Annotated in this window: 24 protein-coding genes; 21 read left to right on the forward strand and 3 right to left on the reverse strand. The window is 44.3% G+C overall.

Annotation, left to right across the window (positions count from 1 at the left end; translation table 11 throughout):
* The 18 genes from ONB37_17070 to ONB37_17155 all read left to right on the forward strand — a co-directional run.
* Positions 1 to 835 (forward strand): phytoene/squalene synthase family protein (locus ONB37_17070; GenBank protein ID MDZ7401871.1); only part of this gene is annotated, 835 nt, incomplete at its 5' end.
* A gap of 522 nt (positions 836 to 1,357) precedes the next feature.
* A complete protein-coding gene (locus ONB37_17075; protein ID MDZ7401872.1) occupies positions 1,358 to 2,065 on the forward strand; it encodes a lysophospholipid acyltransferase family protein in 708 nt (235 codons plus the stop codon).
* Positions 2,066 to 2,558: 493 nt separating this feature from the next.
* Positions 2,559 to 3,680: a glycosyltransferase gene (locus ONB37_17080; protein MDZ7401873.1), complete on the forward strand. Its 1,122-nt coding sequence runs from the start codon at positions 2,559 to 2,561 to the stop codon at positions 3,678 to 3,680.
* 389 nt (positions 3,681 to 4,069) lie between these two features.
* Entirely contained in the window at positions 4,070 to 5,545 is a 1,476-nt protein-coding gene (gene crtI, locus ONB37_17085) for a phytoene desaturase family protein (protein MDZ7401874.1), read from the forward strand.
* 459 nt (positions 5,546 to 6,004) lie between these two features.
* On the forward strand, positions 6,005 to 6,805 hold the full coding sequence (locus ONB37_17090) for a GxxExxY protein (protein MDZ7401875.1): 801 nt from the start codon (positions 6,005 to 6,007) through the stop codon (positions 6,803 to 6,805).
* A gap of 276 nt (positions 6,806 to 7,081) precedes the next feature.
* A complete protein-coding gene (locus ONB37_17095) occupies positions 7,082 to 8,500 on the forward strand; it encodes a carotenoid oxygenase family protein (GenBank protein MDZ7401876.1) in 1,419 nt (472 codons plus the stop codon).
* Positions 8,501 to 8,784: 284 nt separating this feature from the next.
* Positions 8,785 to 10,203, forward strand: a complete 1,419-nt coding sequence (locus ONB37_17100; protein MDZ7401877.1) for a hydroxymethylglutaryl-CoA reductase, degradative — start codon at positions 8,785 to 8,787, stop codon at positions 10,201 to 10,203.
* A gap of 154 nt (positions 10,204 to 10,357) precedes the next feature.
* Positions 10,358 to 10,960, forward strand: a complete 603-nt coding sequence (locus tag ONB37_17105) for a hypothetical protein (protein MDZ7401878.1) — start codon at positions 10,358 to 10,360, stop codon at positions 10,958 to 10,960.
* Between the two features lie 233 nt (positions 10,961 to 11,193).
* The gene (locus ONB37_17110; protein MDZ7401879.1) at positions 11,194 to 13,584 is read left to right on the forward strand and encodes a TonB-dependent receptor; all 2,391 of its coding nucleotides are present in this window, start codon (positions 11,194 to 11,196) and stop codon (positions 13,582 to 13,584) included.
* A gap of 114 nt (positions 13,585 to 13,698) precedes the next feature.
* Positions 13,699 to 14,376, forward strand: a complete 678-nt coding sequence (locus ONB37_17115; GenBank protein ID MDZ7401880.1) for a carotenoid biosynthesis protein — start codon at positions 13,699 to 13,701, stop codon at positions 14,374 to 14,376.
* A gap of 216 nt (positions 14,377 to 14,592) precedes the next feature.
* Complete coding sequence (locus ONB37_17120) at positions 14,593 to 14,874, forward strand: DUF4258 domain-containing protein (protein ID MDZ7401881.1); 282 nt, start codon at positions 14,593 to 14,595, stop codon at positions 14,872 to 14,874.
* A 19-nt stretch (positions 14,875 to 14,893) separates the two neighbouring features.
* Positions 14,894 to 15,157 carry a type II toxin-antitoxin system MqsA family antitoxin gene (locus tag ONB37_17125; protein MDZ7401882.1) on the forward strand — a complete coding sequence of 88 codons (264 nt, stop codon included), beginning with the start codon at positions 14,894 to 14,896 and terminating at the stop codon, positions 15,155 to 15,157.
* Between the two features lie 243 nt (positions 15,158 to 15,400).
* Positions 15,401 to 15,718, forward strand: coding sequence for a DUF5343 domain-containing protein (locus tag ONB37_17130; GenBank protein MDZ7401883.1), 318 nt, complete (start codon positions 15,401 to 15,403; stop codon positions 15,716 to 15,718).
* Between the two features lie 53 nt (positions 15,719 to 15,771).
* Positions 15,772 to 16,014: a hypothetical protein gene (locus ONB37_17135; GenBank protein ID MDZ7401884.1), complete on the forward strand. Its 243-nt coding sequence runs from the start codon at positions 15,772 to 15,774 to the stop codon at positions 16,012 to 16,014.
* Positions 16,015 to 16,022: 8 nt separating this feature from the next.
* Positions 16,023 to 16,562: a hypothetical protein gene (locus ONB37_17140; protein ID MDZ7401885.1), complete on the forward strand. Its 540-nt coding sequence runs from the start codon at positions 16,023 to 16,025 to the stop codon at positions 16,560 to 16,562.
* Positions 16,563 to 16,666: 104 nt separating this feature from the next.
* Entirely contained in the window at positions 16,667 to 17,386 is a 720-nt protein-coding gene (locus tag ONB37_17145; protein MDZ7401886.1) for a fatty acid desaturase, read from the forward strand.
* A 76-nt stretch (positions 17,387 to 17,462) separates the two neighbouring features.
* On the forward strand, positions 17,463 to 18,041 hold the full coding sequence (locus ONB37_17150; GenBank protein ID MDZ7401887.1) for a Uma2 family endonuclease: 579 nt from the start codon (positions 17,463 to 17,465) through the stop codon (positions 18,039 to 18,041).
* Positions 18,042 to 18,142: 101 nt separating this feature from the next.
* Positions 18,143 to 18,742, forward strand: coding sequence for a Uma2 family endonuclease (locus ONB37_17155; protein MDZ7401888.1), 600 nt, complete (start codon positions 18,143 to 18,145; stop codon positions 18,740 to 18,742).
* Positions 18,743 to 18,757: 15 nt separating this feature from the next.
* Here the strand turns inward: ONB37_17155 and ONB37_17160 are convergent, their stop codons facing one another.
* From ONB37_17160 to ONB37_17170, 3 genes are all read right to left on the reverse strand, one after another.
* A complete protein-coding gene (locus ONB37_17160) occupies positions 18,758 to 19,294 on the reverse strand; it encodes a DNA-binding protein (GenBank protein MDZ7401889.1) in 537 nt (178 codons plus the stop codon).
* Positions 19,295 to 19,572: 278 nt separating this feature from the next.
* Entirely contained in the window at positions 19,573 to 19,800 is a 228-nt protein-coding gene (locus ONB37_17165; protein ID MDZ7401890.1) for a DUF3343 domain-containing protein, read from the reverse strand.
* A complete protein-coding gene (locus ONB37_17170) occupies positions 19,797 to 20,951 on the reverse strand; it encodes an aminotransferase class V-fold PLP-dependent enzyme (protein MDZ7401891.1) in 1,155 nt (384 codons plus the stop codon). The genes ONB37_17165 and ONB37_17170 overlap by 4 nt, the downstream gene beginning before the upstream one ends.
* 992 nt (positions 20,952 to 21,943) lie before the next feature.
* Here ONB37_17170 and ONB37_17175 point away from each other — a divergent pair.
* From ONB37_17175 to ONB37_17185, 3 genes are read left to right on the forward strand one after another with little or no spacing between them, the layout of a single operon-like run.
* The gene (locus ONB37_17175) at positions 21,944 to 22,351 is read left to right on the forward strand and encodes a tetratricopeptide repeat protein (protein ID MDZ7401892.1); all 408 of its coding nucleotides are present in this window, start codon (positions 21,944 to 21,946) and stop codon (positions 22,349 to 22,351) included.
* 42 nt (positions 22,352 to 22,393) lie between these two features.
* Positions 22,394 to 23,494: a hypothetical protein gene (locus ONB37_17180; protein ID MDZ7401893.1), complete on the forward strand. Its 1,101-nt coding sequence runs from the start codon at positions 22,394 to 22,396 to the stop codon at positions 23,492 to 23,494.
* A 28-nt stretch (positions 23,495 to 23,522) separates the two neighbouring features.
* A complete protein-coding gene (locus tag ONB37_17185; protein MDZ7401894.1) occupies positions 23,523 to 24,674 on the forward strand; it encodes a hypothetical protein in 1,152 nt (383 codons plus the stop codon).
* Positions 24,675 to 24,680: the final 6 nt, after the last annotated feature.

Raw genomic sequence — 24,680 nt, forward strand, 5'->3', positions numbered from 1 at the left:
ATGGGCCAAGAGCTTCTATTTTTCGGCTCGATTTTTCCCGAAGGAGAAGCGCTGGGCGACGTATGCCGTGTATGGCTTCTGCCGCTATTCGGATAATTTGATCGATAATCCCAGGAACCGACCCAAGCAGCAGTTGATCAGTGAGGTGGCTTGCTTTCGGCGGGAGCTGCGACTGGCCTATCGCTGGGGCGAATCTGAGCACCCAATTTTGAAACCGTTCATTCTGGTGGCGAAAAAATACGGCATTCCCATCGAATATCCGCTCGATCTGCTGAAGGGCGTGGAGATGGACATCGAAGCCACTCGCTATCAGAATTTTGATGAGCTGTACGTGTTCTGCTATCGGGTCGCCAGCGTGGTGGGACTGATGATGACGCACATCATGGGCTACAAGGACGATCGGGCGTTCGAATACGCTGAGAAATTGGGCGTTGCCATGCAGTTGACCAACATCCTGCGAGATGTGAAAGAGGATAAAGAAATGGGGCGCATCTACCTCCCGCTGGATGAGCTGCAGCAGTTCGGTCTCACTGAGGCGGATGTGCTGAACGAGAATTTCAACGACCAATTCCGCCAATTGATCAAATTCCAGGTGGATCGAGCGCATCAGTATTATCTCGAGGCGCAGGCAGGCATTCCCATGCTCAACACCGATTCCCAATTTGCCATCTATTCCGCCAGCAAAATCTATCAGGGCATTCTGCGGAAGATCGAAGCGAGGGGGTACAATCCGTTCCTGGGGCGGGTGTATGTGCCGTTTGGCAAGAAGCTCAGGATTTTGATGGGGGAGGTTTTGAGGAGTAGGGTGAGGATGGTGAGGGAAAAATTGGGGTAAGTGGGTAATTTGGTAATTGGGTAATTAGTGCCCGAACGAAAACTATTGAATTTGTAACGACATTGTCATTCCGAACGAAGTGAGGAATCTGTTTTTTGCATAAGTATTGGACTTACAGATTTCTCTCCAGTTGGTGGAATGAAAGGTATCAGAATTTAAAATCAAGATTTTTTTCTGAGACCTTTAAATCAGCCAAAAGGCGGACCGCCAACTGGAGGCTCTGAGACCAAGAGTTTTTATTGGTCTTGGCTTAATGAGGTTAGGTAATTGGGGAAATCAGTATTTGGCAAAAAATGATTGTCTTATGCCCAACGGATAGATGAAGCCAACGGATTTTCTTAATGGTTGTCATCAGTTGGATTCAACTATTAGTTGGTTGAAAAAATCGAGCAACAATTATTGGATTAGTAAAATAAAAATACCAGACAGGATTAACACGATTTGCAGGATAGGATATTAAAAAATTTATCCTGTAAATTATCATCTTGTCAATCCTGTTCATCCTGTCAAGAAAAGATAATAATGATCAAAGCCAATCCCACTCGCTGGGCAAAATTTGTCTTTCATATCTACGTGATGCGGCTGATGAAGCGGCAGTTTCATGCGTTTCATCTGTTCGGCGACTTGCCGCAGCCTGATCCCAATTTGCCGCTGCTGCTGATCCCCAATCACAGCACGTGGTGGGATGGATTTTTTGTCTATCTGCTGAACGATCAGATTTTGAAGCGAGAGCCGTATTTGATGATGCTGGATCGCCAGCTTGCCAAATACAGATTTTTCGCCCGCATTGGGGCATTCGGCATTACGCCTGGTGATAGGGAAAATGTCAATGAATCATTGAATTACACAGTCGAGCTCTTGCAGAAAAAGAATGTGATGATCACCATCTTCCCGCAGGGCATTTTGCTCCCCTGGGGCAAACGGCCATTGAATTTTAAGAAGGGGATCGAGGCGATCATTCAATTGTACCAGAAACCGATCAACATTCTGCCATTGGCCATCCGAGCTGAGTACGGCGGCGAGCAACGGGCTGAGGTCTTTTTCCAATTCGGCCAGAATTTGATCGTCGATACTGATTCCTTTCAGGGCGTGAAATGGCTGGAGAGCATTGAATTGGGTTTGTTGGATGATCTGGCTGAAAAGATAAATCGAGGAGAAAAAGGAAGGCAGATTTTGATAGGGAGGGGGTCGATAAATGTCAAAATGGATCGATTGTTTGGGAGAAAATAATTTTTTTTCCAATCCGTCAGATGGCCATGCCCGTCAACCTAAGCACATGAATGGAAAAACGCTGTCACTCTGAGGACAGTGTGTGTGAAAATGATTGATTTGCCTGTCATTCCGAACGGATCCGCCAACTGGCGGAGGAGTGAGGAATCCCTATCTCACAAAAACATTGTACTTTAACCAGATTCCTCGCTTCGCTCGGAATGACTATTTTGGTCATCTATTTGTTATTTTCGCACGGTCTGGGGGCGTAGCGACGAAGAATCCCTTAGATAAATGCACGTACTTTCGATAGATCAAGAGATTCTTCGCTCCCTGCGGTCGCTCTGAATGACATTACACTCTTATGTCGACGCCAATTGCTAATTTGCACAAAATAACCTGACGGATGAAATCTTAAAATTAAATCCGTTGGGTTGTTTCAATCCGTTGGAGAAAATTCTTTTTGCTTTTTACTTAACTCACTCAACTTACTTAACCACTCAACTAAAAGACAATGGAAATCATTTTATACATCGCTCTGGGCATCCTTTTTCTGATTCTCTCAACCACGCTGTTAAACTTTTTCACCGCACCCAGGATCGCCCGAGCGCCGAAACTACGAACAACGCCTAAAGTCTCGATTCTGATCCCCGCTCGGAATGAGGAACAGAACATCGGCAAATGCCTGGATGGGCTGACAAAACAGGATTATCCGAATTTCGAAATCATTGTGCTCAACGATCATTCGGATGATAATACCCTACAGGTGATTCAGGAGCATCAAAAGCGGGACGAGCGAATCCAATCTATTAACGGCAAAGACCTGCCCGATGGCTGGCTGGGCAAGAACTGGGCCTGTCATCAACTCAGCCAGGTCGCCACGGGTGATATTTTCATTTTCACCGATGCGGATAATCGCCATGCCTCCTTCGCCGTGAAGAATACGGTGGCGCACATTCAGAATTTGAAGCTGGGACTGATCTCCGCCTTTCCGCAGCAGTGGACCGTGACGCTGGCAGAGAAGATGATCGTGCCGATCATGGATATTTTCGTCTATGGCACCCTGCCACTCTGGGCGACTTACTATCTGCCCTTCCCATCCATGGCGGCTGCCAATGGGCAATGGATCGCTTTCACCCGAGAGGCCTATCAGCAACTCGGCGGCCACGAGACCGTGAAAAATGAATTGGTGGAAGATACTTTTTTAGCTCGGCTGGCGAAGAAAAAAAGGATCAAAATTTTAACCACAGCGGGGACGGATGCCGTGTTCAGCCGTATGTACCAGAACGCCAACGAGGTCTGGCATGGCTTCTCGAAAAACTTTTATGGGCTGGCTGGGTATAATAACATTGTTTTTTTCGGGATCATCTTTTCCATGCTCATCGCCTTTGTGAGTCCGTATGTGTTATGGCTGGTCCCTGCTGTCCGAACGCTGGCTCTGGTGGCGATTGGAATGAATCTTTTGATCCGAATTCTGATTTCGATCAAATACAAACATCCCTTCTGGGTGAGCGTCCTGTTGCATCCGATTTCCATGCTTTATGCAGTTTTCATCGGGTTGAATTCATTTTTGAGCATCAATCGGGGGACGATTCGGTGGAAAGGGAGGGAGATTCGGGTGAGAGGTGGGCAGTAATCAGTAATCAGTAATCAGTGATCAGTAATCAGTGATCAGTAATCAGTTGGCAGTCAGCAGCCTTCAGTCAGCGGTTGCAAATAAGCAGTGACCAGTGATCAGTAAACAGTATGCTTTCAAACAAAGTTTTTGTTTTTAGATTGGAGGAGTTGTATAGAGACCAAAGATTCATGCAAAATTTGGTTTAGATCTTTAAAGATTTTGATATCTAATTTCTGTAGTTCTGGTTTTTGGTTGCACTTACCAAGAACAATATTACAGCCACGGATAATCGAGGCTATTTGTGAAAAAAAAATTTAATAAAATCACTGGCTGTTTTATCATCTTTGGGCAATCATATTCAACGACAGGCAAAGCAAAAATCAACTTAGCGAGAGAGGGAATATTTGATGAAAAAGAAGATAATCGTTATCGGCGGTGGGTTTGGCGGATTGGCAGTAGCCAATCGGCTGGCTGCCAAAGGTCATGAAGTGCATTTGTATGAAAAGCGGGACAAGCTGGGTGGTCGGGGTTATCAGTACGAAATTAATGGATTCAAATTCGATGGTGGACCGACCGTTATGACAGCACCCTATATTTTTGATGAAATATTCGAGGCAGCAGGAAAGAAGCGGGAAGATTATTTCAAGCTGGTGCCGCTTGATCCGTTCTATCGCCTGTTTGCGCCCGATGGCCGTTCATTCGATTATCGGCATCGACACGAGGACATGATTAAGGAGATCGAGAAATGGAATCCTGCGGACGTGAAGGGCTACAATAAATTTGTTGAGCAGACCAAAAAGATGTTCAATCTGTTTCATCCCTACACCGATCAGCCGTTCCTCGAATTCAAGAAAATGCTGAAAATCATGCCTGGCGTGATGCGGCTACAGGGGCAGTTGAGCACTTATACGTTCGTCTCTCGCTATATCAAAGATGAATATCTACGGCGGTTCTTTTCATTCCACCCGCTCTTGGTGGGCGGCAGTCCGTTCAAAACGCCTGCACTATACACATTGATCGTTCAATTTGAGAAGGAGTGGGGCGTTCATTACGCCATTGGCGGAACAGGTTCGGTAGTGGAAGGTTTGGGACGGCTGTTCAAAGAGCTCGGCGGCAAAGTTTATCTTGAAACCGAAGTCAAGGAGATTTTGGTAAACGGTCGCAAAGTGACGGGCGTGCGGTTGGCTGACGGGACGAAAGAGGCTGCCGATGTGGTGGTTTGCAATGGCGATGTGTCCTATTCCTATCGCTATTTGATCCCCGAACAATATCGCAAGAAGTACACCAATCGTTTTATTGACAAAATGAAGTACAGCATGTCGCTGGTAGTGATATATTTTGGCACGAAAAGGCGCTATCTCGATTCTCGACTGGCGCATCACAATATCATGTTTGCGTCTCGATATAAGAGCTTGCTCAAAGATATTACCACAGGGGACAAACTGCCTGAAGATTTTTCGCTTTATCTGCACATGCCGACGATCACCGATGAGTCCATTGCGCCGAAGGGCTGCGAGTCGTTTTACGTGTTATCCCTGGTGCCGACGCTGCGGGCTAAAATTGATTGGGAGAAAGAGATCGAGCCGTACAAAGAGAAGATTTTAAAATATCTGGAGGATCATTATCTGCCAGATTTGCGTGCGAATATTATTGCGCTGCATCATATCGATCCGCCGCATTTTCAGAACACGCTGAATAGCTATCTCGGAGCAGCGTTTGCCGTGCAGCCCAGTCTGCTCCAATCGGGCTACTGGCGGCCGCACAACAAGTCGGAGGAATTCGACAATCTTTATTTTGTCGGAGCAGGGACGCATCCTGGGGCAGGAGTGCCAGCCGTGCTTTCGTCGGGGAAGATTGCGGCAGAATTAATTGATCCAAGTTGATTTATTTCCCCACGGATGATAGGACTAGCGCTGATGATTTTTCTAATATGTCATCTGTGGTGGTTCTATCATCCGTTGGGAGAGAAAAATTAAATCCCCACGGATGATAGGACTAGCGCTGATGATTTTTCTAATATGTCATCTGTGGTGGTTCTATCATCCGTTGGGAGAGAAAAATTAAATCCCCACGGATGATAGGACTAGCGCTGATGATTTTTTTAATAAAGCTATCTGTGGCTGTTCTATCATCTGTTGTGAGAAATAAAATAAATCCCCACGGATGATAGGATTAACGATGATGATTTTTCTTATATGTCATCTGTGGTGGTTCTATCATCCGTTGGGAGAGAAAAATTAAATCCTCACGGATCATAAGACAACCACTGATATTTTTTTAAAAAAATTATCCGTGGCTGTTCTATCATCAGCGGGGCAAAAGAGAGGGAGGGTTATCCGATTATGGATTTGCTTTATGGCAACCTAACTTATCAAATCCGTAAAGCGATATTTTATGTTCATAATCACCTCGGATATGGGCTTACTGAGGAAATTTATCATCAAGGCTTGAAATGCTATTTTGAAAAGAATGGGATTCAGCACAAATCGAAACAGCGAGAGTCATTATTTCATCGAGGGAAAAGCATCGCAACCTTTGAATGTGATTTTCTTATTGAAGACCTTGTCATTCTGGAATTGAAAGTTATTCAAAGCAAGTTTTCGCAAGACCATCTTCGGCAAATGCTTGAATATTTAAAATTCTGGAACAAGAAACTTGGCTTATTGATAAATTTTGGATTTGAAAAAGCGAATATCCAAAGGTCGCTCTATTCTGAAAAAGATAAAAAATTATCTGAAAATTATGATCATTTTAAAAATCGACTTTGTGATGATGACAGAAAGGAATTGGCCGAAATAAGAAAAGCAATATTGAATGTGTTTGAAATTCACGGATTGGGATATGGCGACAGGATTTATTATGAGCTTTTGAAAGCTGAATTGAGTTTTAAGAATATGAATTGGAAAATGGATGTTGAAGTCCCAATATTTTTCGATGACGTTTTTTTGAGAAATTTTGAAATTCCATTTTTATTGGTTAATGACAAATTTCTGCTTGGGGTAAAAGCGCTTGCTGATGAAATTTCATCATATGATATTGCCAGAACATTGACATATTTGAGAAAATTAAACGTGAGATTTGGGCTATTTGTAAATTTTGGTAAGGAAGAGTTGCAAGTACGAGGAGTCTATAATAAAAGCTAAAAGTCCCCACAGATGATAAAACTACCACGGATGATTTTCTCAGGTAGGCTATCGGTGGCTGTTATATTATCCATGGGGAGAAAAAATGAATCCTTACGGATGATAAGACCGCTGCAGATAGTTTCTTAGGAAAATTATCAGAGGATGTTCTATCATCAGCGGGGCAAAAAAATAATATTTTCCCGAATGATAAGACCGCTCCAGATGTTTTTTCAGGAAGCTTATCCGTGGTTGTTTTATCATCCGTTGGGTATAAATCAAAAAAGGTGAGAGTATATGTCAAAAATTTACGATCTGGGCCTGACGAAAACCAAATCCGAATTCACAAATCAGGATTTGCCAGTCACAGGCAAAATCCCAGGTTGGCTGAAGGGCACCCTGTTCCGCAATGGTCCTGGGACGTTCGAGCTGGCACATGAAAAATATCGCCATTGGTTCGATGGCCTGGCCATGCTGCATAAATTTGTTATTGCCGAAGGCAAGGTGAAATATTCAAATAAATTTCTCAACTGTGCTGCCTACGATGAAGCCATGGCAACAGGACTGGTGCGCTATTCGGAATTCGCCACCGATCCAAGCCGCTCTCGATTGGGTAAAATTTTTGCTGTGTTCGATCAACGAATCACCGATAGCGCCAAAGTCAATCTGGCTAAAATTGCGGGCAAATACCTGGCACTGGGCGAGACATCGAAGCAGCTCGAATTCGATCCGAAGACGATGAAGGCGCTGGGCGTTTTTTATTATGAGAAAAAGTACAAGCAACACATCACCACGGTCCATCCGCAGTTTGATCTCAATGAAAATATGGTTTATCAATTGATCACCCGATTCAGTCGGGTGAGCCATTATCGTTTCGTGCGGATTTCTCCTGACGGGCGGACCAAGGTCGTGGGCGAAATTCCCGTCAGCAAGCCAGCCTACATGCACAGCTTCGGTTTGAGCCCAAACTACTTGATTTTGACTGAATATCCACTGGTGGTGCAACCGCTGGCGCTGCTGTTTCAGATCAAGCCGTTCATCGAAAATTTCAAATGGCAGCCGAAGCGGGGCACCGTGTTTCACATCATGGAGCGGGCCTCGGGCAAAGTGATCGCCCAAATCAAAACCGATCCGTTTTTCGCCTTTCATCATATCAACGCCTTCGAACAGGGCGATGAATTGGTGGTGGATATGAACGGTTATCCCGATGCCGAGGTGATCAAAGCGTTCTACCTCGATCGAATGAAAACCCCAGATTATGAAATCCCATTCGGTGATCTGCGGCGCTACCGCATCAATCTGAAAACCAAAACGATTCGCCAGGAAATCCTATCCGATGAATGCCTGGAGCTGAGCAACTTCGATTATCAGCGTTATCAATTTGATGGCAATTATCGGTTTGTCTATGGCGTGAGTATCAATAAAAACAAGCGCCAGGGGTTTTACAATCAACTGGTGAAATTCGATCTCAAGGGCGGCCAGACGAAAATCTGGTTTGAAGAGCATAGTTATCCAGGCGAGCCGATTTTTGTCGGCATGCCCTATCGGACCCGAGAGGACGATGGTGTTCTTTTGTCTGTCATTCTTGATGAACGGACTGAGCGATCGTACCTATTGATACTTGATGCGGAATCGATGCAAGAGATCGCCCGTGCTGAAGTACCACAGCCGATTCTATTCGGATATCATGGAGCATTTTGGGGTCAAATATTTTGATGAATTTTAATGCGTTTGAGAAAATTCCAAAAAAGAATAATCAAATGACAAAAAAATTTCAAAAAGCAATACACAAAGCCAAAAGCCATCCCATATTCTGAAGCCGTTGAAAAGAGAAAGCCAATATTTGCATTTAGAAATTAGGGATGGAAAACTATTTGGATTTTGTTTTTTATAATTCGAAATGTTTTGGATAATGAGTAGTAGAATTCCCAAAATTTATCGCTTTCTCTGAAAGGGGAAGGGGGAATGAGATTCAGAAATTTGTGAAAGGAGTGAATGATATGGAAACGACAGTGAAAACTCATAAACCGACTTTAAAATTTGAGACAAATGGACGGACTTCTCGTATTCCTGGTTTCTACAAGCTCGATCTGGCGCAGCGATTGGATAAATTGGACGAATGGATAAAGCTGACTCGAAATGAAAAATTCATCTTGAAGCGGGAAACGTTGACGCCCGAATTGGCCGATATCATGATCGAAAATGCCATCGGTGTGTTTGGTCTGCCGCTGGGAATTGCGGTGAATTTGCGGCTCAATGAAAAGGATTATCTGTTGCCCATGGCCATTGAGGAATCCTCGGTGGTCGCAGCAGCCAGCAACGCCGCCCGATTGATTCGGGAGAACGGCACCATGGTTGGCCAGGCCACCGAGCCGATCATGGTTAGCCAGATCCAAATCACCGATGTGGCAGATCCTGAAGCGGCAAAGCAGAAAATATTGGAGAACAAAGAGCGATTGCTTAGCGTGGCCAATCAAAACGATTTCACCATCGTCCGACTTGGCGGCGGCGCACGGGATATCGAAGTCGAAATTATCGATACGCTCAGCGGTTCGATGGTCATCGCCAACCTGCTGGTGGATTGTCGGGACGCCATGGGCGCTAATATCGTCAATACCATGGCTGAAAATTTGGGCCCGATCATTGCTGAGCTGGTGAACGGTACGGTCATCTGCCAGATCGTCTCGAATCTATCGGATCGGCGGATGGTGAAAGTCAAGTTTGAGCTGAACAATGTCGATTGCCTGGCACGGGCGGGATTCAGTGGGAGAGAGGCCGCAGAACGACTGGTCAAAGCTTATCACTTCGCCGAGGCCGATCCCCATCGAGCGGCCACGCACAACAAAGGCGTGATGAACGGCATCGATGGTGTGCTGATCGCTACAGGCAATGACTGGCGAGCCGTAGAGGCAGGTGTTCATGCGTACGCTGCCCGAGACGGCCGATACAAGCCAGTGACCAAATTTTATTTTAATGAAATTGGTCATCTCTGTGGGGAAATCGAAATCCCCATGGCCATTGGCATCGTGGGAGGGATCACCAAAATACATCCTGGCGTAAAAATTTTGCTGAAGATCATGAATGTGGAAACCGCATCGGAATTGGCTCAGGTGATCGGGGCTGCGGGGTTGATCCAGAATTTCGCTGCCATCTGGACGCTGGCCACTGAGGGCATCCAGAAGGGACACATGACGCTGCACGCCAAGAACGTGGCGGTTTTTGCTGGTGCATTGGGCGAATTGGCCATCAAGGTCGCTAATCAAATGGCCCATGAGGGACGGGTTCGTTTCGATCGGGCCAAAGAATTGATTAAGCAATTTATGATTAAAGAACAGTGTGAAGATCCCAGGCACAAAGATGATAAAGAATGCAAAGACCCTGAGCTGCTGAAGCTGCTGGATGATAAAAAGAAAAATTGATACGAGACCTGATTCCATCGCTCGAGGTGATGGAATCAGTTTACCAAAGATTTTAAAAAATCCGTGGGACTCATCAATCAGTTGGGCAACCTAAAAAAAAATCAGAAAGGATTTGAAATTGAAAAGGATTCTATTCTCAGTTTTTGGAATATTGTTGGCATCTTCTCTCTTGGCTCAAGCTAACGTCGATTCACTAAAGAGCGTCCTCAAAAATGATCCCAATAATGTCCAGGCATTGATCGCCCTGGGGGTTCATTATCATGATCTGGGCGTGGCAGGGGATTCCAAGGCCGTGGAGCAGGCCGAGCAATTGCTCAAAAAGGCCCTCTCGCTGGATCCAAACAATGCCTATGCTACGGGGTATTACGGTAGCGTCTTGAGCCTGAAAGCCAGGGATGCCAGTATGCCCTGGACCAAAGTCAAGTTTGCTAAACAGGGCTTCGAGCAGCTTGACAAATCGATCCAGATGAATCCCGATGATCTGGATGTGCGATTGATTCGGGCGATGAATAGCTATCAGGTGCCCAAAATGATGAACCGATTGCCGCTATCTATCGAAGATTTTGAATTCATTATCAAGCATAAAAAATTTGAATCCTGGACGTCAGACAATCGGGCGTTTGTCTATCTGCATTTCGGCAAGGCGCTGGAAAAGGATGATCAGCACGAGAAGGCGAAACAGATGTTTGAATTGGCGATCAAAGAAGCGCCTTTATCGAAATCGGCTCAGGAGGCAAAAAAGTTGGTTAAAAAATAATTTGTTCCAACGGATGTTTTAAAAATCCAATCCTCAAACATCAAATTACAAACAAATTTCAATTCCCAATGCCCAAATTCCACACGTTTGAGTGATTGAGACTTGAATTTTAAAAATTATCACGCCAGTAGGCGGATAGGTTTGTGATTTGTTTTTTGTGATTTGGGATTTTATCCGTTGGGTTGTTTCAATCCGTTGGAAAAAATAAATCAAAACAAAGGAATAAACATCTCATGAAATACATCATCACATCCATCTTAATTTTATTCATCATCCATCCATCTTTCGCCGATCAAAAGCCAGGCAGCATCACAGGCAAGGTGGTGGACAAGAAAAATTTGCAGCCATTGGTCGGCGCTAACGTGGTCATCGATGGCACTAACAAGGGTGCGGCCACGGATTTGAAAGGGAATTTCGTCATCGAGCGGCTGCAACCAGGCAGCTATAATCTGACGATCTTTTACCTCGGCTATATCACCGTCAAAAAGAGCAACGTCATTGTCAACCCGAATCGTTCTACCGTGCTGGAAGTGCAGATGGAGGAGACGGCGCTGGAGGTGGAGTCGGTCGAGGTGACGGCCAGCTATTTCCAGAAGGCGAAGGAGGCTGTGGTCAGCACTCGCAGCATGGATTTTGAAGAGATCCGCCGCAGCCCAGGCGACCTGGTGGATATTCAGCGGGCGGTGCAGGCGCTTCCCGCCGTGGTTTCGGGCAGCGACCAGATCAACGAGATCATCATTCGAGGCGGCTATCCTGGCGAAAATTTATTTTTGATGGACAATATCGAAATCCCCAATCCCAATCATTTCGCCATCCAGGGCGCTGGTGGCGGGCCGATCAACATGCTCAATAGCTACATGGTGCGCAACATTGATTTTTACGCAGGCGCCTTTTCCGCCAAATATGGGGACAAGGCGTCTTCGGTGATGGACATCTCGCTGCGGGATGGCTCGACCGAACGGTTTCGAGCCGAAGGCAGTCTCGGCATGGCGGGAGTCGGCGTGCTGGCCGAAGGACCGATTGGATCCAGTGGCAGTAGCTTCATCTTTTCCGCCCGTAAGAGTTATCTCGATCTCATCATTTCCTCGACGGGCCTGACTGCGGTCCCGCATTATTACAATTTGCAGGGCAAAATGACGCTCAACATCAATCCCCAGAATACGGTGTTCATCAATTCGGTCTATGGCAATGATAACATCAATATCGAAGAAGGCGACAAGGCGGGGTACGGTCGAGGCGCCGAAAATGTTGATACCAAAAATTCTACGTATGTGCTGGGATTGACCTGGCGGTCTTTCTGGGCGAAAAATTTCTACTCGTTGGTCACTGCTTCAGGCGTGCGCAATAACTTCTTTGTGGATGTGTATGAACGGCCTGCCCCCAAAATCAGGGACATTTATTTCACCAATAATTCCACCGAGTCGGAATACACTTTGAAATCCGATTTTGTCCTCCAGGCGCATAAAAATCTGGAGCTCAATTTCGGCGCTTCGCTCAAACGGGTGCAGTTCGATTATGACATCTGGGATGAGGCGGATACATTGTTCGTCTATGATTACCTCGGCCCCAATCCCAAAGCCATCATCGACACGTTCCAAATTTATCCCGAGCTGCGGATCAATCGCAACATCGGCTCATACAAAGGAGCGCTCTATGCCCAGGCTTCGCTGGATTTCTTAAAGCATTTTCGATTGACTTCAGGCGTACGTTACGATTATTTCGATTATAACCAGTTTTCATCCGTCAGCCCTCGATTGGGATTTTCTTATTTCGTCAACCCCAAATTGACGTTGAACCTGGCTTATGGCAAGCATTATCAATCGCCCGCTTACATCGAGCTGGCGGCGAATCCGCTCAATAAGGATTTGAAGAATAAATTTACGGATCAATATATCGCAGGCGTGGAATATCTGTTCAGGGACGACATCAAGCTGGTGGTGGAGGCCTATTACAAAAAATATTCCGATGTGCCGATGAACAAAACTTTGACGACGGTCGATCCGTTCGATTACAATGATCAGCGCTACGTCAATGCGGGCACGGCCGAGTCAAAGGGATTCGAGCTGTTCTTTCAGAAGAAAATCACCACAGGCTTCTCCGCCATTGTGAGCTATGCCCATTCGATCTCCCAGGCCACGGATCCCCGATTCAACACCAAATACAATTGGGATTACGACTACCGCAATGTGCTGACGCTGATCACGGGCTATAAGAAGAACTTGCAGAACAAGCTCTGGTTTGTGAATATGAAGCATAAGGCCTGGTTCAAGGCGTTGTCATGGTTGCCGTTTTTCCCTGCTGACGAAGTGGAACTGAGCGGCAAGTTCCGCTACCTGGGCGGTCGACCGTTCACCGCCCCTGTCTATTATCCGCACTTGCGCAAGTGGGTGGTGACCGAGCAACAGCAGCTCAATGCCGAGCGCTTTCCCGCCTACCATCGGCTCGATTTCCGCATCGACCGCCGCTTCATTTTTGACACCTGGAATTTGGTGATCTTTTTCGATCTGGTAAATATCTACAATCGGGACAATATCTGGGACTATAACTACAACGACGATGGGACTCGGGAGCGAGTGTTGCAGTATAAGACTTTGCCTGTCGGGGGAGTTTCAGTGGAGTTTTAAAATGGAGTGATGGAGTGTTGGATCAATGGAGTACTGGAGCGATGGAGGAATGGATTCCTCCTTCAATGCTCCAAAACTCCAGTACTCCAACACTCTAATTTAACGAAGAATGAGATGAAAAAATTAAAATCCTATTCAACCACAATTGCTATTGCCGCCCTCTACTTCTTCCTCTTCGCTGGCGGACTCTGGCACGTGCTGGGCGTGTTTCAAACGCTGATGCGCCTCCTGGCGGCGCCGTTGCTGATTGCCCTGTCGATCATCGCTTTTGCTGTTATTTTTAAAATTTTGCCTGATCAACAATCCAGGTGGCGATTGCTTGGCTGGTCGATGCTGGTGATTATCGCCAGTTTCTGGATTGAGTGGCTCGGTGTGAAAACTGGCAAAATTTTTGGAAATTATGCCTATGGCGAGACGTTGCAGCCGATCCTGTTAGGCGTGCCCATTGCCATCGGCTTTGCCTGGCTCTGCATGTTGCTCACCTCCACCGCCGTGGTGCAGCGAATTCTGCCCAAATTTTCCAGCTATCATTTTATCTTGCAAGCCATCAGCATCAGCCTGCTCATGGTGCTGTTTGACATCGTGATGGAGCCAGCGGCCATGAAATTGGGATACTGGACCTGGCTGGGCGACTCGATCCCAATTCAGAATTTTATCGCCTGGTTTATGATCAGTTTTATTTTTGCCATCATTGGCTTGCGACTCCGATTGTTCCAAGCAAAACTGCCCGCCATTGTGTTTCATGCCTACTTTGCCCAGCTTGTTTATTTTGGGATGGTGATTTTGAAATAGGAGAACCTGAGCGAGCCTGGCAAGCGACCGCAGGCTTTTTTATCAAAGAAATTAGCGCTTGACAAATAGAAATAATTTGCTATATTATATTAGCCTAAGAAGCTCAATTGAATGATTTTGGATAAAAACTCTATTGAATTTTCAGCAGGAAGATAATGCACCATATGGACAATAAAGATTAACTTTGCTGACAGAATACAACAGATGGAGTAAGGATTGTTCGATAACATCCTGCAACGAATGCGCAACAAGATTCGTACTGGAGACTACGTTATAACCCTTCACGCAGATGAAGAATTAGCTGCGGAGGATTTAAGTGTTTTCGATGTCGAAAGATGTATCCTGACAGGGAAAATTGTCGAGCGCCAAAAAGATCGTCAGACCAATGAAACAAAATATCGCATTCTTGGATTTGCGGTTAACGAAAATTTAATGGAAGTTATAGCTAAGCTTGGGCCCACAGGACGATTGTTTATTATCACAGCATATTCACTTTAAAATATTTTCGGAGCTGTATATGCTTAATAAATCAAACGAACGTAATGAAAAAATAAAGTGCGATAATTGCGGTGCTGCGGGAGTGATAGAGAAACGTATTACGAGAATTTACGGCCGAGGCCAGGATGCACTCGTAATTGAAAATGTGCCTATCATTGTGTGCCCGCATTGTGGAGTAAGCTATCTAGAAGCAAAAACTTTGCACGAAATTGAACGCATTAAGCTGCAACGTAAGAGTGTTGCCAGCCAGAGGACAATGGATGTTGTGGCTTTTGCGTTGTAATAAATGTAAAATTTTGCTGCAGGTGAAGCTTTGCCTAGACGTGATATAATGTCCGACAGCTTATTGCTGCAAATAATTTTTTCACTTACATGAAATAACTGGCTTGGAGGGATGGCATAATTTCGGGGGGAAAAATTTTCTGATCCAGCAAAAATTGTAGATAAATGAGGAAGCCAAGCACGAGGCTGACCTCCAAACAGGAGTATTTTTTAATTCAAATTAAAACTATAGGAACTAATAAAAATGGCCGATTTCCCTTATACATCTGTGACAGGAAAATTAAAGTCCTTTTTTGAAAAAATTGGACAATTAGGTGTACCTGACACGGTCGACAAAAAATGGATTGGATCAATCGGAATGAAAGCCTCAAATGATCCTACCATCATTCCAGTGCTTAAGTTTATTGGCTTTATTGACCAATCTGGCAAACCTACTGACAGATGGAAAAACTATCGTGATAAAACTCGTTCAAGAATCGTTTTAGCAGAGGCTATTCTTGATGGCTATGCTGAGCTTTTCAAAACCTACCCTGATGCTCATCGCCGAAAGAAGAGGAATTAAAATCCTTTTTTAGTACAAAAACTACAGGCGGATCACAAGTTGTAGCTAAAACAGTGACAACGTTTAAAAATCTTTGTGAGCTTACTGATTTGGAAAGTGCTGCTTATAAAGAACCATTGCCATTACAGATTGGAAAATTGGCACAAGATATTCCTGAAGCGCCTATCAAAATTATTCAAGATTTAGGGAAAGGGATTACTATCAATATAAACATTCAACTTACTCTTCCAGAAACAACTGATGAAAACGTATACGATAGATTGTTCTCATCAATGAAAAAACATCTTCTGTCATAAGGTATGGAATGACAATAGAAATAGCTAATACATTGAGGCAAAAAGCCCATGCATTTAAGGGAGAAGCTCATCTAATTTTATCAGGCTATGAGAGTTCTAAATCACGCATATTTTCTCTTGATAAAACAAGGAGCATATTGAATATGCTATCTCTTCAACAAGATGAGCTTTTTCAACAATCATTAGTTTGCATTGAAAGAGGTATTTTTCGTGCAGCTCATGTGATGGCATGGGCTGGGTTTATGGATTTTCTCGAACAAAAGCTCTCTTCAGATGGATTAATCAAGGTTAAGTCCGTAAGAACAGGATGGAACAGATATAATACAATCGAAGAAATTAGAGAGAATGTTCCAGAATTTCAGTTGATTGAAGCTGCACGTGATGTTGGATTGCTTTCAAAGTCTGAAACGAAAACTTTGTTGGGATTGTTATCCAAACGTAATGAGTGTGCTCATCCAAGTGCTTATAAACCAGGTTTGAATGAAAGCCTCGGTTATGTTTCAGAGTTACTAAATCGCATAAAGCAGCTTGATAATAAATCTTTGTAATTGAATAAATGGAGCCAAGCGACTGCTCGCATACCTGACGCTTTTCTGCTTCGCATCCCAAAGCTGCAGAAGTTCAAAATAAGATAATAAAAGCTTGATACCTAATGAAAAAATCCAATCCGTCAAATTCAATGAAATGCTTGCTCATTGTATTTACCCTCCTCGCCCTCTGGGCAGCCAGCTTAATATTTCTGCTCACCAGAAACCTGTCCGAACTTAATCCCTGGCTGATTCCCCTCGCCATCCTCTGGCAGACATTCCTCTACACAGGCCTGTTCATCACCGCTCACGATGCCATGCACGGCGCTGTATTTCCTGGCAATCGAAAAATAAATGATGCGATTGGCACGTTCGTCGTGTTTGTCTATGCCCTGTTTTCATATAAAAATTTATTGACCAAGCACTGGGATCATCACAAGTACCCAGCCAGTCCCCAGGATCCCGATTTTCACGATGGGGTGCATGAAAGTTTCTTCCAGTGGTATGTGCATTTTATCCGAAATTACATCACCTGGAAGCAGATCGTGGGCATGGCGATTCTGTTCAACGTATTGCTGCATTTGTTTCACATTCCCATTCCCAATTTGCTGCTGTTCTGGGTGGCGCCTTCGCTATTGAGTACCTTCCAGCTTTTCTATTTCGGAACATTTCTGCCGCATCGGGAGACAGTGGAAGGCTACAAAGATAAACATCGGGCACGGAGTGTGCGAATGCCCGTCTTCTTGTCATTGCTCACCTGCTATCATTTTGGCGGCTTTCATTGGGAGCATCACGCTCATCCGAATGTGGCGTGGTGGAATTTGCCAGTGACCAGAATGAAATAAAGCGCTGGCAAATTTGTTGTTGACATCGGTAGTATTTTTTTGTAAATTAAAACGAGCAATATTGAGGAGAACGGCGATGTCTATTCAACCGAAAAGACGGTTGACACCAGAAGAATATCTGGAAATTGAACGAAAGGCTGAATATAAAAGCGAGTACTTCAATGGAGAGATGTTTGCCTTTGCTGGTGCTAGCTTTAAGCATAATACAATTATTATAAATTTAATATTGCATTTGGGCCCTGAGGTAAGAAAGCGCAAATGCAATATCCATTCTAATGATATGCGAATCAAAGTCAGTGCCACAGGTTTATATACTTATCCTGATGTCTTCATCGTTTGTAATAAACCTCAATTTGAAGATGAGCATGAAGATATAATACTCAATCCCATTGTGATTATCGAAGTTCTATCTCCTTCCACTGAAAATTATGATCGAGGTACAAAGTTTGCCCATTATCGAACGATTAATTCATTATCGGATTATATTCTCGTGGCTCAAGACAAAATCCATGTCGAACATTACGCCAGGCAGTCAGATAGCTCATGGCTGCTAACAGAGTATGGTTCCATTCTTGATAAATTTCAAATTGAGTCTGTTGGTTGTGAGTTATCAGTGGCAAAGATTTATGAAAATTTAGAGATCGAAAACCGCTAATCGCTCGATTTTGGCTCATATTCACTTGGAGAAATTTTTAGCGGGAAGATTTATAATTTTCTTATCGCTGTATTAATAAAAAGCAATCATGGAGAAACATCATGTCGATTCAACCTAAACGACGCTTAACGCCAGAGGAATACCTGGAAATTGAGCGACAGGCTGAATATAAAAGCGAGTACTTTAATGGCGAGATGTTTGCCTTTGCAGGTGCCACTCGGGAACACAATCTGATTGCTGGGAATATTTATTCTAACTTGCATCAGCAACTCCGAAAAAAAACCTGTGAGGTATATCCCAGTGACATGCGGGTGAAGGTCACTGCAACAGGATTGTACACTTATCCTGATGTGGTCATCGTATGCGGAAAACCTCAATTTGAAGATGAGAAAGAAGACATTTTATTAAATCCCATTGTGATTATCGAAGTCTTATCCCCGACCACAGAAAACTATGATCGAGGAATCAAGTTCACACACTATCGAACAATTAGCTCGTTAACAGATTATATTCTCGTCGCTCAAGATAACATCCATGTTGAGCATTATGTCCGACAGTCCGATCGCTCGTGGCTCTTTTCGGAATACAAATCGGCTGACGAGAAAATTCAGATCGAATCTATTGGGTGTGAACTTTTAGTGGCGGAGATTTATGAAAAGGTAGAATTTGAAGGCGAAAGCAAAAGCTCTGCCAAAATTTGAAAACCTTTGAAAAGTTTACTTTCGATAAATGACCAACTCCCGATATCCCGACTTTGGATCATGCTCCCGCACAAATTTCAGCTCAGGCAAAATCCCAATCATAATCTCCGCAGTGGTATAAATCAGACAGCCCTCCATCAAATGCCCGCCGATGGTTTTGCCCGTGCTATCGGAAATCGCAATGTGCAAATGCGAGCCGTTTTTCGAGAGCGTGCCCGATAGCGAAACGATCTCGAATTTTTCATTGAGGAATGTCGCTTCATCTTGATTAGCAAAGCGGATGGCGGCCTGGCGCAGACTGCCAGCACAGGAGAGAATGCAGCCCGCTTCAATTTGATGCAGGTTGACCAGGCTATCCAGGCTTTTCCGCAAATCCTGAAATGGCGCCAGCCGAATCGCCAGGGCTTTGATGTTGGAGTATTTTTGAGTGTTATTGGATTGGGGCATTGGATCCAGAGAAGTTTTATGATTAAGGGAATAAACGGAAAGGATCACAATTCCAATAAATAAAATCAGACCTCCGAAAATCATTAAAGTCGTTTTGTTTTGCATTTTCAAATTATTTTCCTTAAAGCCTGATTAGTTGAAGTTAGATAGTGCCTGAACGAAAACCAGTCAACTACAAAAATGCGCTGTCATTGCGAGCGACGAAGGAGCGAAGCAATCTCTTGAAGTATTAACAGTGAACAACAGGATTGCTTCGTCGCTTCGCTCCTCGCAATGACGTGTATTCTTCAAATTTTTGTGAGTTCAATGACACGCTATCAAAGAGGAGAATTGAACGTCAACCATGCTAAGGTTCAGAACCTTCGAGAGGATTATGCTAAGGCTCAAATCTCAAAAATCCCCTGAACTTCAATCCCAGCACCATTCAGGCAGTTCACAATTTTTTCTCGATCCGCTCGCTGAAACCGCACGCACACCCCGCAATCCGAGCTGAGTTGACGGGGAACGGGGATCAATTTGCATTCGATATGTTGCTGATTCAACAATCGCTCGATGCGCATGGCGTGGTTGGTGGAATAGACCAGAATGACGGCGTAGGGGGATGGGGTCATCGCTCCTCCTCAGCCAATTTTCTGACAGCAGCGATGGCAAAATCGACCTCAGCTTCGGTGTTGAAAAATCCCAGCCCGAAGCGCACCGTGCCTATGGGAAATGTGCCGATGGTCTTGTGCGAAGCGGGCGAACAATGCAATCCCACCCGACAAAGAATGCCGAACTCTTCGTCCAATCGCAAACCGATATCTGATGGTGCTTTGCCCCGAATATTGAACGACACCGTGGCGATCTGTTTTTCGGCCTGCTGCTCCCCATAGACCTCAACTCCTGCAATGGATTTCAGCCCCGCCAGCAATCGCTGGGTCAAACGGATTTCATGGGAGCGAATGTTCTCGATGCCCTGCTCAAAAATCCAGCGGAGGCTGGCGTTCAATCCTGCCAGGCCCACGGCATTGGGCGTGCCGCTCTCGAACTTATCGGGCAGAAATTCAGGCTGACTTTCGTGCTCGGAGCGACTGCCCGTGCCGCCGCATTTGATCGGCTCAAATTTATTCAAATTCACCCGCTCGCCGATGATCAAGCCGCCTGTGCCCATGGGCCCGTAGAGCGATTTGTGCCCCGTAAAGCCCAGGAGATCGATGGCATCTCTTTCCATATCGATGGGCAACACTCCCGCCGTCTGCGCCGCATCGACCAGCAGCAGCAGATCATGTTTTCGAGCGATCTGGCCCACTTCAGCCACAGGCAGAATCGTTCCAACCACGTTGGAAGCATGGTTCAGCGCAATCATCACGGTGTTGGGACGAATGGCGGATTCGATAGCGGCTGGATCGAGCCTCCCCTGCTGGGAACATGGAACCACGGTCACTCCGACACCCTTTTGCTCCAGGCAGCGCAACGGCCGCATCATGGAATTGTGCTCCATGCTGCTGGTGATGACATGATCGCCAGATTTTAGCAGACCGTGCAACGCCAGGTTCAACGCCTCGGTGACATTGGAAGTGAACACGATTCGCATGGGATCCGCGACATGAAACAGTTCTGCCACCGCCTCCCGTGCACTGTAAACAATTCGGCCCGCTTCAATGGCCAGCCGATGTCCCGAGCGACCAGGGTTGGCGCCGACTTCATTGAGAAATTTCGCCATCGCCTCCAGCACGCAGGACGGCTTGGGGAAGGAAGTGGCGGTGTTGTCGAAATAGATCATTCGGAATTCCTTTTCATCCTCTTTGCGAAACTTATGGACCTTCGTACGAGATGTATTCTGCCATTGGCAAAATTTAATGTTGCTGCTCGTCTCAATTTTGTCCAATAAAATAAAAAAACTTGCACTAAAAATCAAACGAAATTATTACCAGGCTATTGTCGTCCAGTTTCCTAATCTCCTGAGGCGCATCGAGACTTTTCCATCAAAATTCGCTCTCTCGCCACCAACCCTACTGTTTTTGACCACATGCTGATAGCAATGAGCAACTATGTTACTAACCAAAAATTGATAGTCCCAAATTACTTTGATTTTCCATCAGTTACCGCTTTCAAAAAAATTGCAAAAGCTAAAAAAAATTCTTGACATTATTTTTTTTTTTTTAATTTAAACCAGAAAAATTCAACCAAGGGCTGGCAATCTGAGTCAACTTTTTCAACACAATGCGGATGTGAAAATTTGTTCAACTGCTAACTGCTCGCTGTTTTACTGATCACTGAAAATTGATTACTGATCACTGGCAACTGATCACTGAAAACTGGTTCCTGCTCCTTGAAGCCAACCCAAAACGAATAAGATCCATGTTCATTGAATAAATGTCATAATGTGATAAGAGCCGAAGTCATTCGGGTGCGCGACTGGCCTTGGGAACAGCAGAAGGCTGAAAGTATGGCGAAGGATGCTTTGGTGAAATTGCGTCGGAAAGCCTGCTCCGACTCTTATTGTCGTTCATAAGAAACGGGGGAGGCTTTTTTTATTTAACATGCGCTAAACTTAACCAAATTAGAGTTCTGCAAAATAAGAAAAAATGTCATTCCGAGCGAAGCGAGGAATCTGGTTAATCAAATGATTCAATAATAAATATAGATACCTCACTCCGCTGCGCTCCGTTCGGAATGACGGTGAAATTAGCATTTTGCAGAAGTCTATTTCCGTTGACAAAGGGGAGGTAGTCAAAGCTTCGCGAAGCGATCGGCGAATATCGGCAGGTGATCATGCCTAGCGAAGCATGTGGCAAAGAGGCAGAGGCCCATTATGACGTCGGGATTTGCTATGCCTGGTTGGGCAAAAAGGATTCTGCTGAGGTGATATTCCAGCAGGTGATCAACACCTATCCTGACAATATGGAAGTGGTGGCATATTCCAGGTATGGGTTATCGTGGGTGGATGTTCAGCGGGGGAAATTTCAGCCAGCCATCGAGCGTTTGCAACAACTGTTGGATCAGAAAATTTATTCTGATAAGGAGTTTTGTGCCCGAGTACAATTTGAGATTGGGCGCATTTATCTGGTCTTTTTGCATCAGGCGGAGCAGGCTGAGCAAGCGTTTCGAAAGGTGCTGGAGAATTATCCCGATGCCGAAGTGGCCAACCATCCCTTCCTGGCTAAGCTGAAAGGGAACTAGGCAATAGTTAGAAAACTAAAATAATCAGAAAGGAGCGTAGCCATGAGAAGAACAATTATTGCGATAATGGCTTGCTTATTTAGTTTATCTGGTTTTTTGCCTTCCGTCTATAGCCTACCCTGGCCGCCAGAGATGGATCTGATTTATATCAAATTTAATTATAATAGCTCGAGTTATAGCTACGATGCGCTGACAATCAAAAAGAATAATTCCACGGGGGTGCAGGTGCCCGAATGGTATCCAGCCTACAATCGCAATGAGCCCATGGCCTATATCAAGTCGCAGAGTGACCGTTTTATCGAGGCCCGTTTCTGGATCGATCGCACGGGATTTAACTATGCGGGGATTTATGCCGACATGTCGGGGTCGGGGATTGGCGATGTGCCAGAACAAAGTGTGAATTTTAATGACACGCAATATGCCACACAAACACTGGAGTGTTCAGGCTCGGTTCCTAACAGTGTGGGCATTCGAAGTTTCAGTTGGAACTGGTATGTAACGTATATCGATGAAGTTGAGTTTGAAGAGCCGATATGGATTGCTGAAAGTGGGGAGCATGAATATTATACGGTGCTGGATGAACCACAGGCGCCGATGTCCGTGCCCTGGACCGATGTGCTGGATTATTCCTGTGATTGGGCGAGCGGGCAATCAAGCGAAGCTAATGTTGTTAAAAAGATAACAGAGGGTATCTATAATATGGGCGATATAGATGGAGATATTGATTATGATTATTCAAGCTATTACTGTACTGATTATGATAAGCTAAAACTTGGAAGCTTTTTAGATGACATAACTTCTAAAAATAACGTGAAAGTAAATTGTACAGATTGTGGAAATTTGGTAGATGTTTTTACGGCAGCAGTTGGCTCTCAATCACATAGTAAGAGAATATGGTCAGGAATAAAAACAAAAGAAATTGATCCAATTGGAAGCATTTTTGGTTGGCGCATAGTCTATTGGAGTTACCACCAGTATGGTTGGATAAATAATTTGGTAGATGATTCCAGCCTAAGAGTAGATCGATATGGAACTCCAAGAGTTCCTACGAATATGAGCCAAAGCGATTATAATTATTTTTTGATTGATGGAAATCCTCCAGCTAATTCCCAAGTATACACTACCCAAATAGTAGAGCAGTAAATCCAAATTAATTTAAAGGAGAAAAGAAATGAAACATCGAATGAATTTAAGATTAGTGACATTTTTAATTTATATTTTCCTCTCTGTATTTATTTTTACAGAATCAAAATCTCAAGCTTTAAATGGATTTCATGTAAGAAGAGGAGTTTGGGGGGATCCTCCAAATGAATATCAATTTAAAGATGTACCAGCAAATGCAGGACTATTAGCTAAGTTTCCTCTGGAAGAAATATATCGAGAAGTCGGACCAGAATATCTTAATACTGTTGAACTTGATTATTGGATTTTTACTTCGATTTCAGATGCTGAAATGGCTATGGTTGAAAGATTAGATATGTCGTCCCTATTACTCAGAAATATGATTGATTATCCGCTTAATAATGGATTTATAGGAGATAATTGTTGGCATTCGATCGAATTAACAGGTTCAATTATTTTTATACGAAATAATGTATTGACGTTCATTAGTCCAAGGGACAAAAGTCAATTTGACTCTAAAACCATAGAGCAAATTAGCAGAAAAATCGATTCGGTTATTATCAAATCTGACAAAGTCGCTAGCCTTGCCGAAATCCCCGCTCCAATCATTAAAAATGTGAATATAATAAGCGATCTTCCTCAAGATATGCAAGATGTGGTAAAAATAAAGATAGATGCGAGCGATGTAAACGGAAAAAAATTATATTTCCGAAAATATGCCACGGGACTTGCTCTTGTTTCAGAAACTGGAGTGCTGACTATCTCTTTTAATAAGAATACTGATTTAACTGAAGATCCTAACAAAGTTAAAGTCAAGATTTGGGTTTGGAATGAAGATCGTTTAGTATCTTCAACTGAAAAAGAAATCCCTTTTTATAAAGCTTCCACAGGAAAATATGAAGGCCACTCTGCGGAAGTAAAACAGGCCTTCACTTTAATGCAAAACTGGCCGAATCCTTTCAATTTTTCAACAGCTATCGGCTACGTTCTGTTGAGACCGATGAACGTACGTCTCAGAGTTTTTGACATTTATGGGAGGGAGGTTAATACCTTAGTGAATGATTATCAAAACGTAGGGTACTATCAAGCTATATTCAATGGAAAGGATAGCAAGGATCAAATTCTTGCCTCAGGAATATATTTCTATATATTGCAGGCAGAATCGTTTCAGGAGAGCCGAGCGATGATACTTTTACGATAGCAGTTT

The sequence above is a fragment of the candidate division KSB1 bacterium genome, assembly GCA_034506395.1.
Classification (GTDB): Bacteria; Zhuqueibacterota; Zhuqueibacteria; order Thermofontimicrobiales; family Thermofontimicrobiaceae; genus Thermofontimicrobium.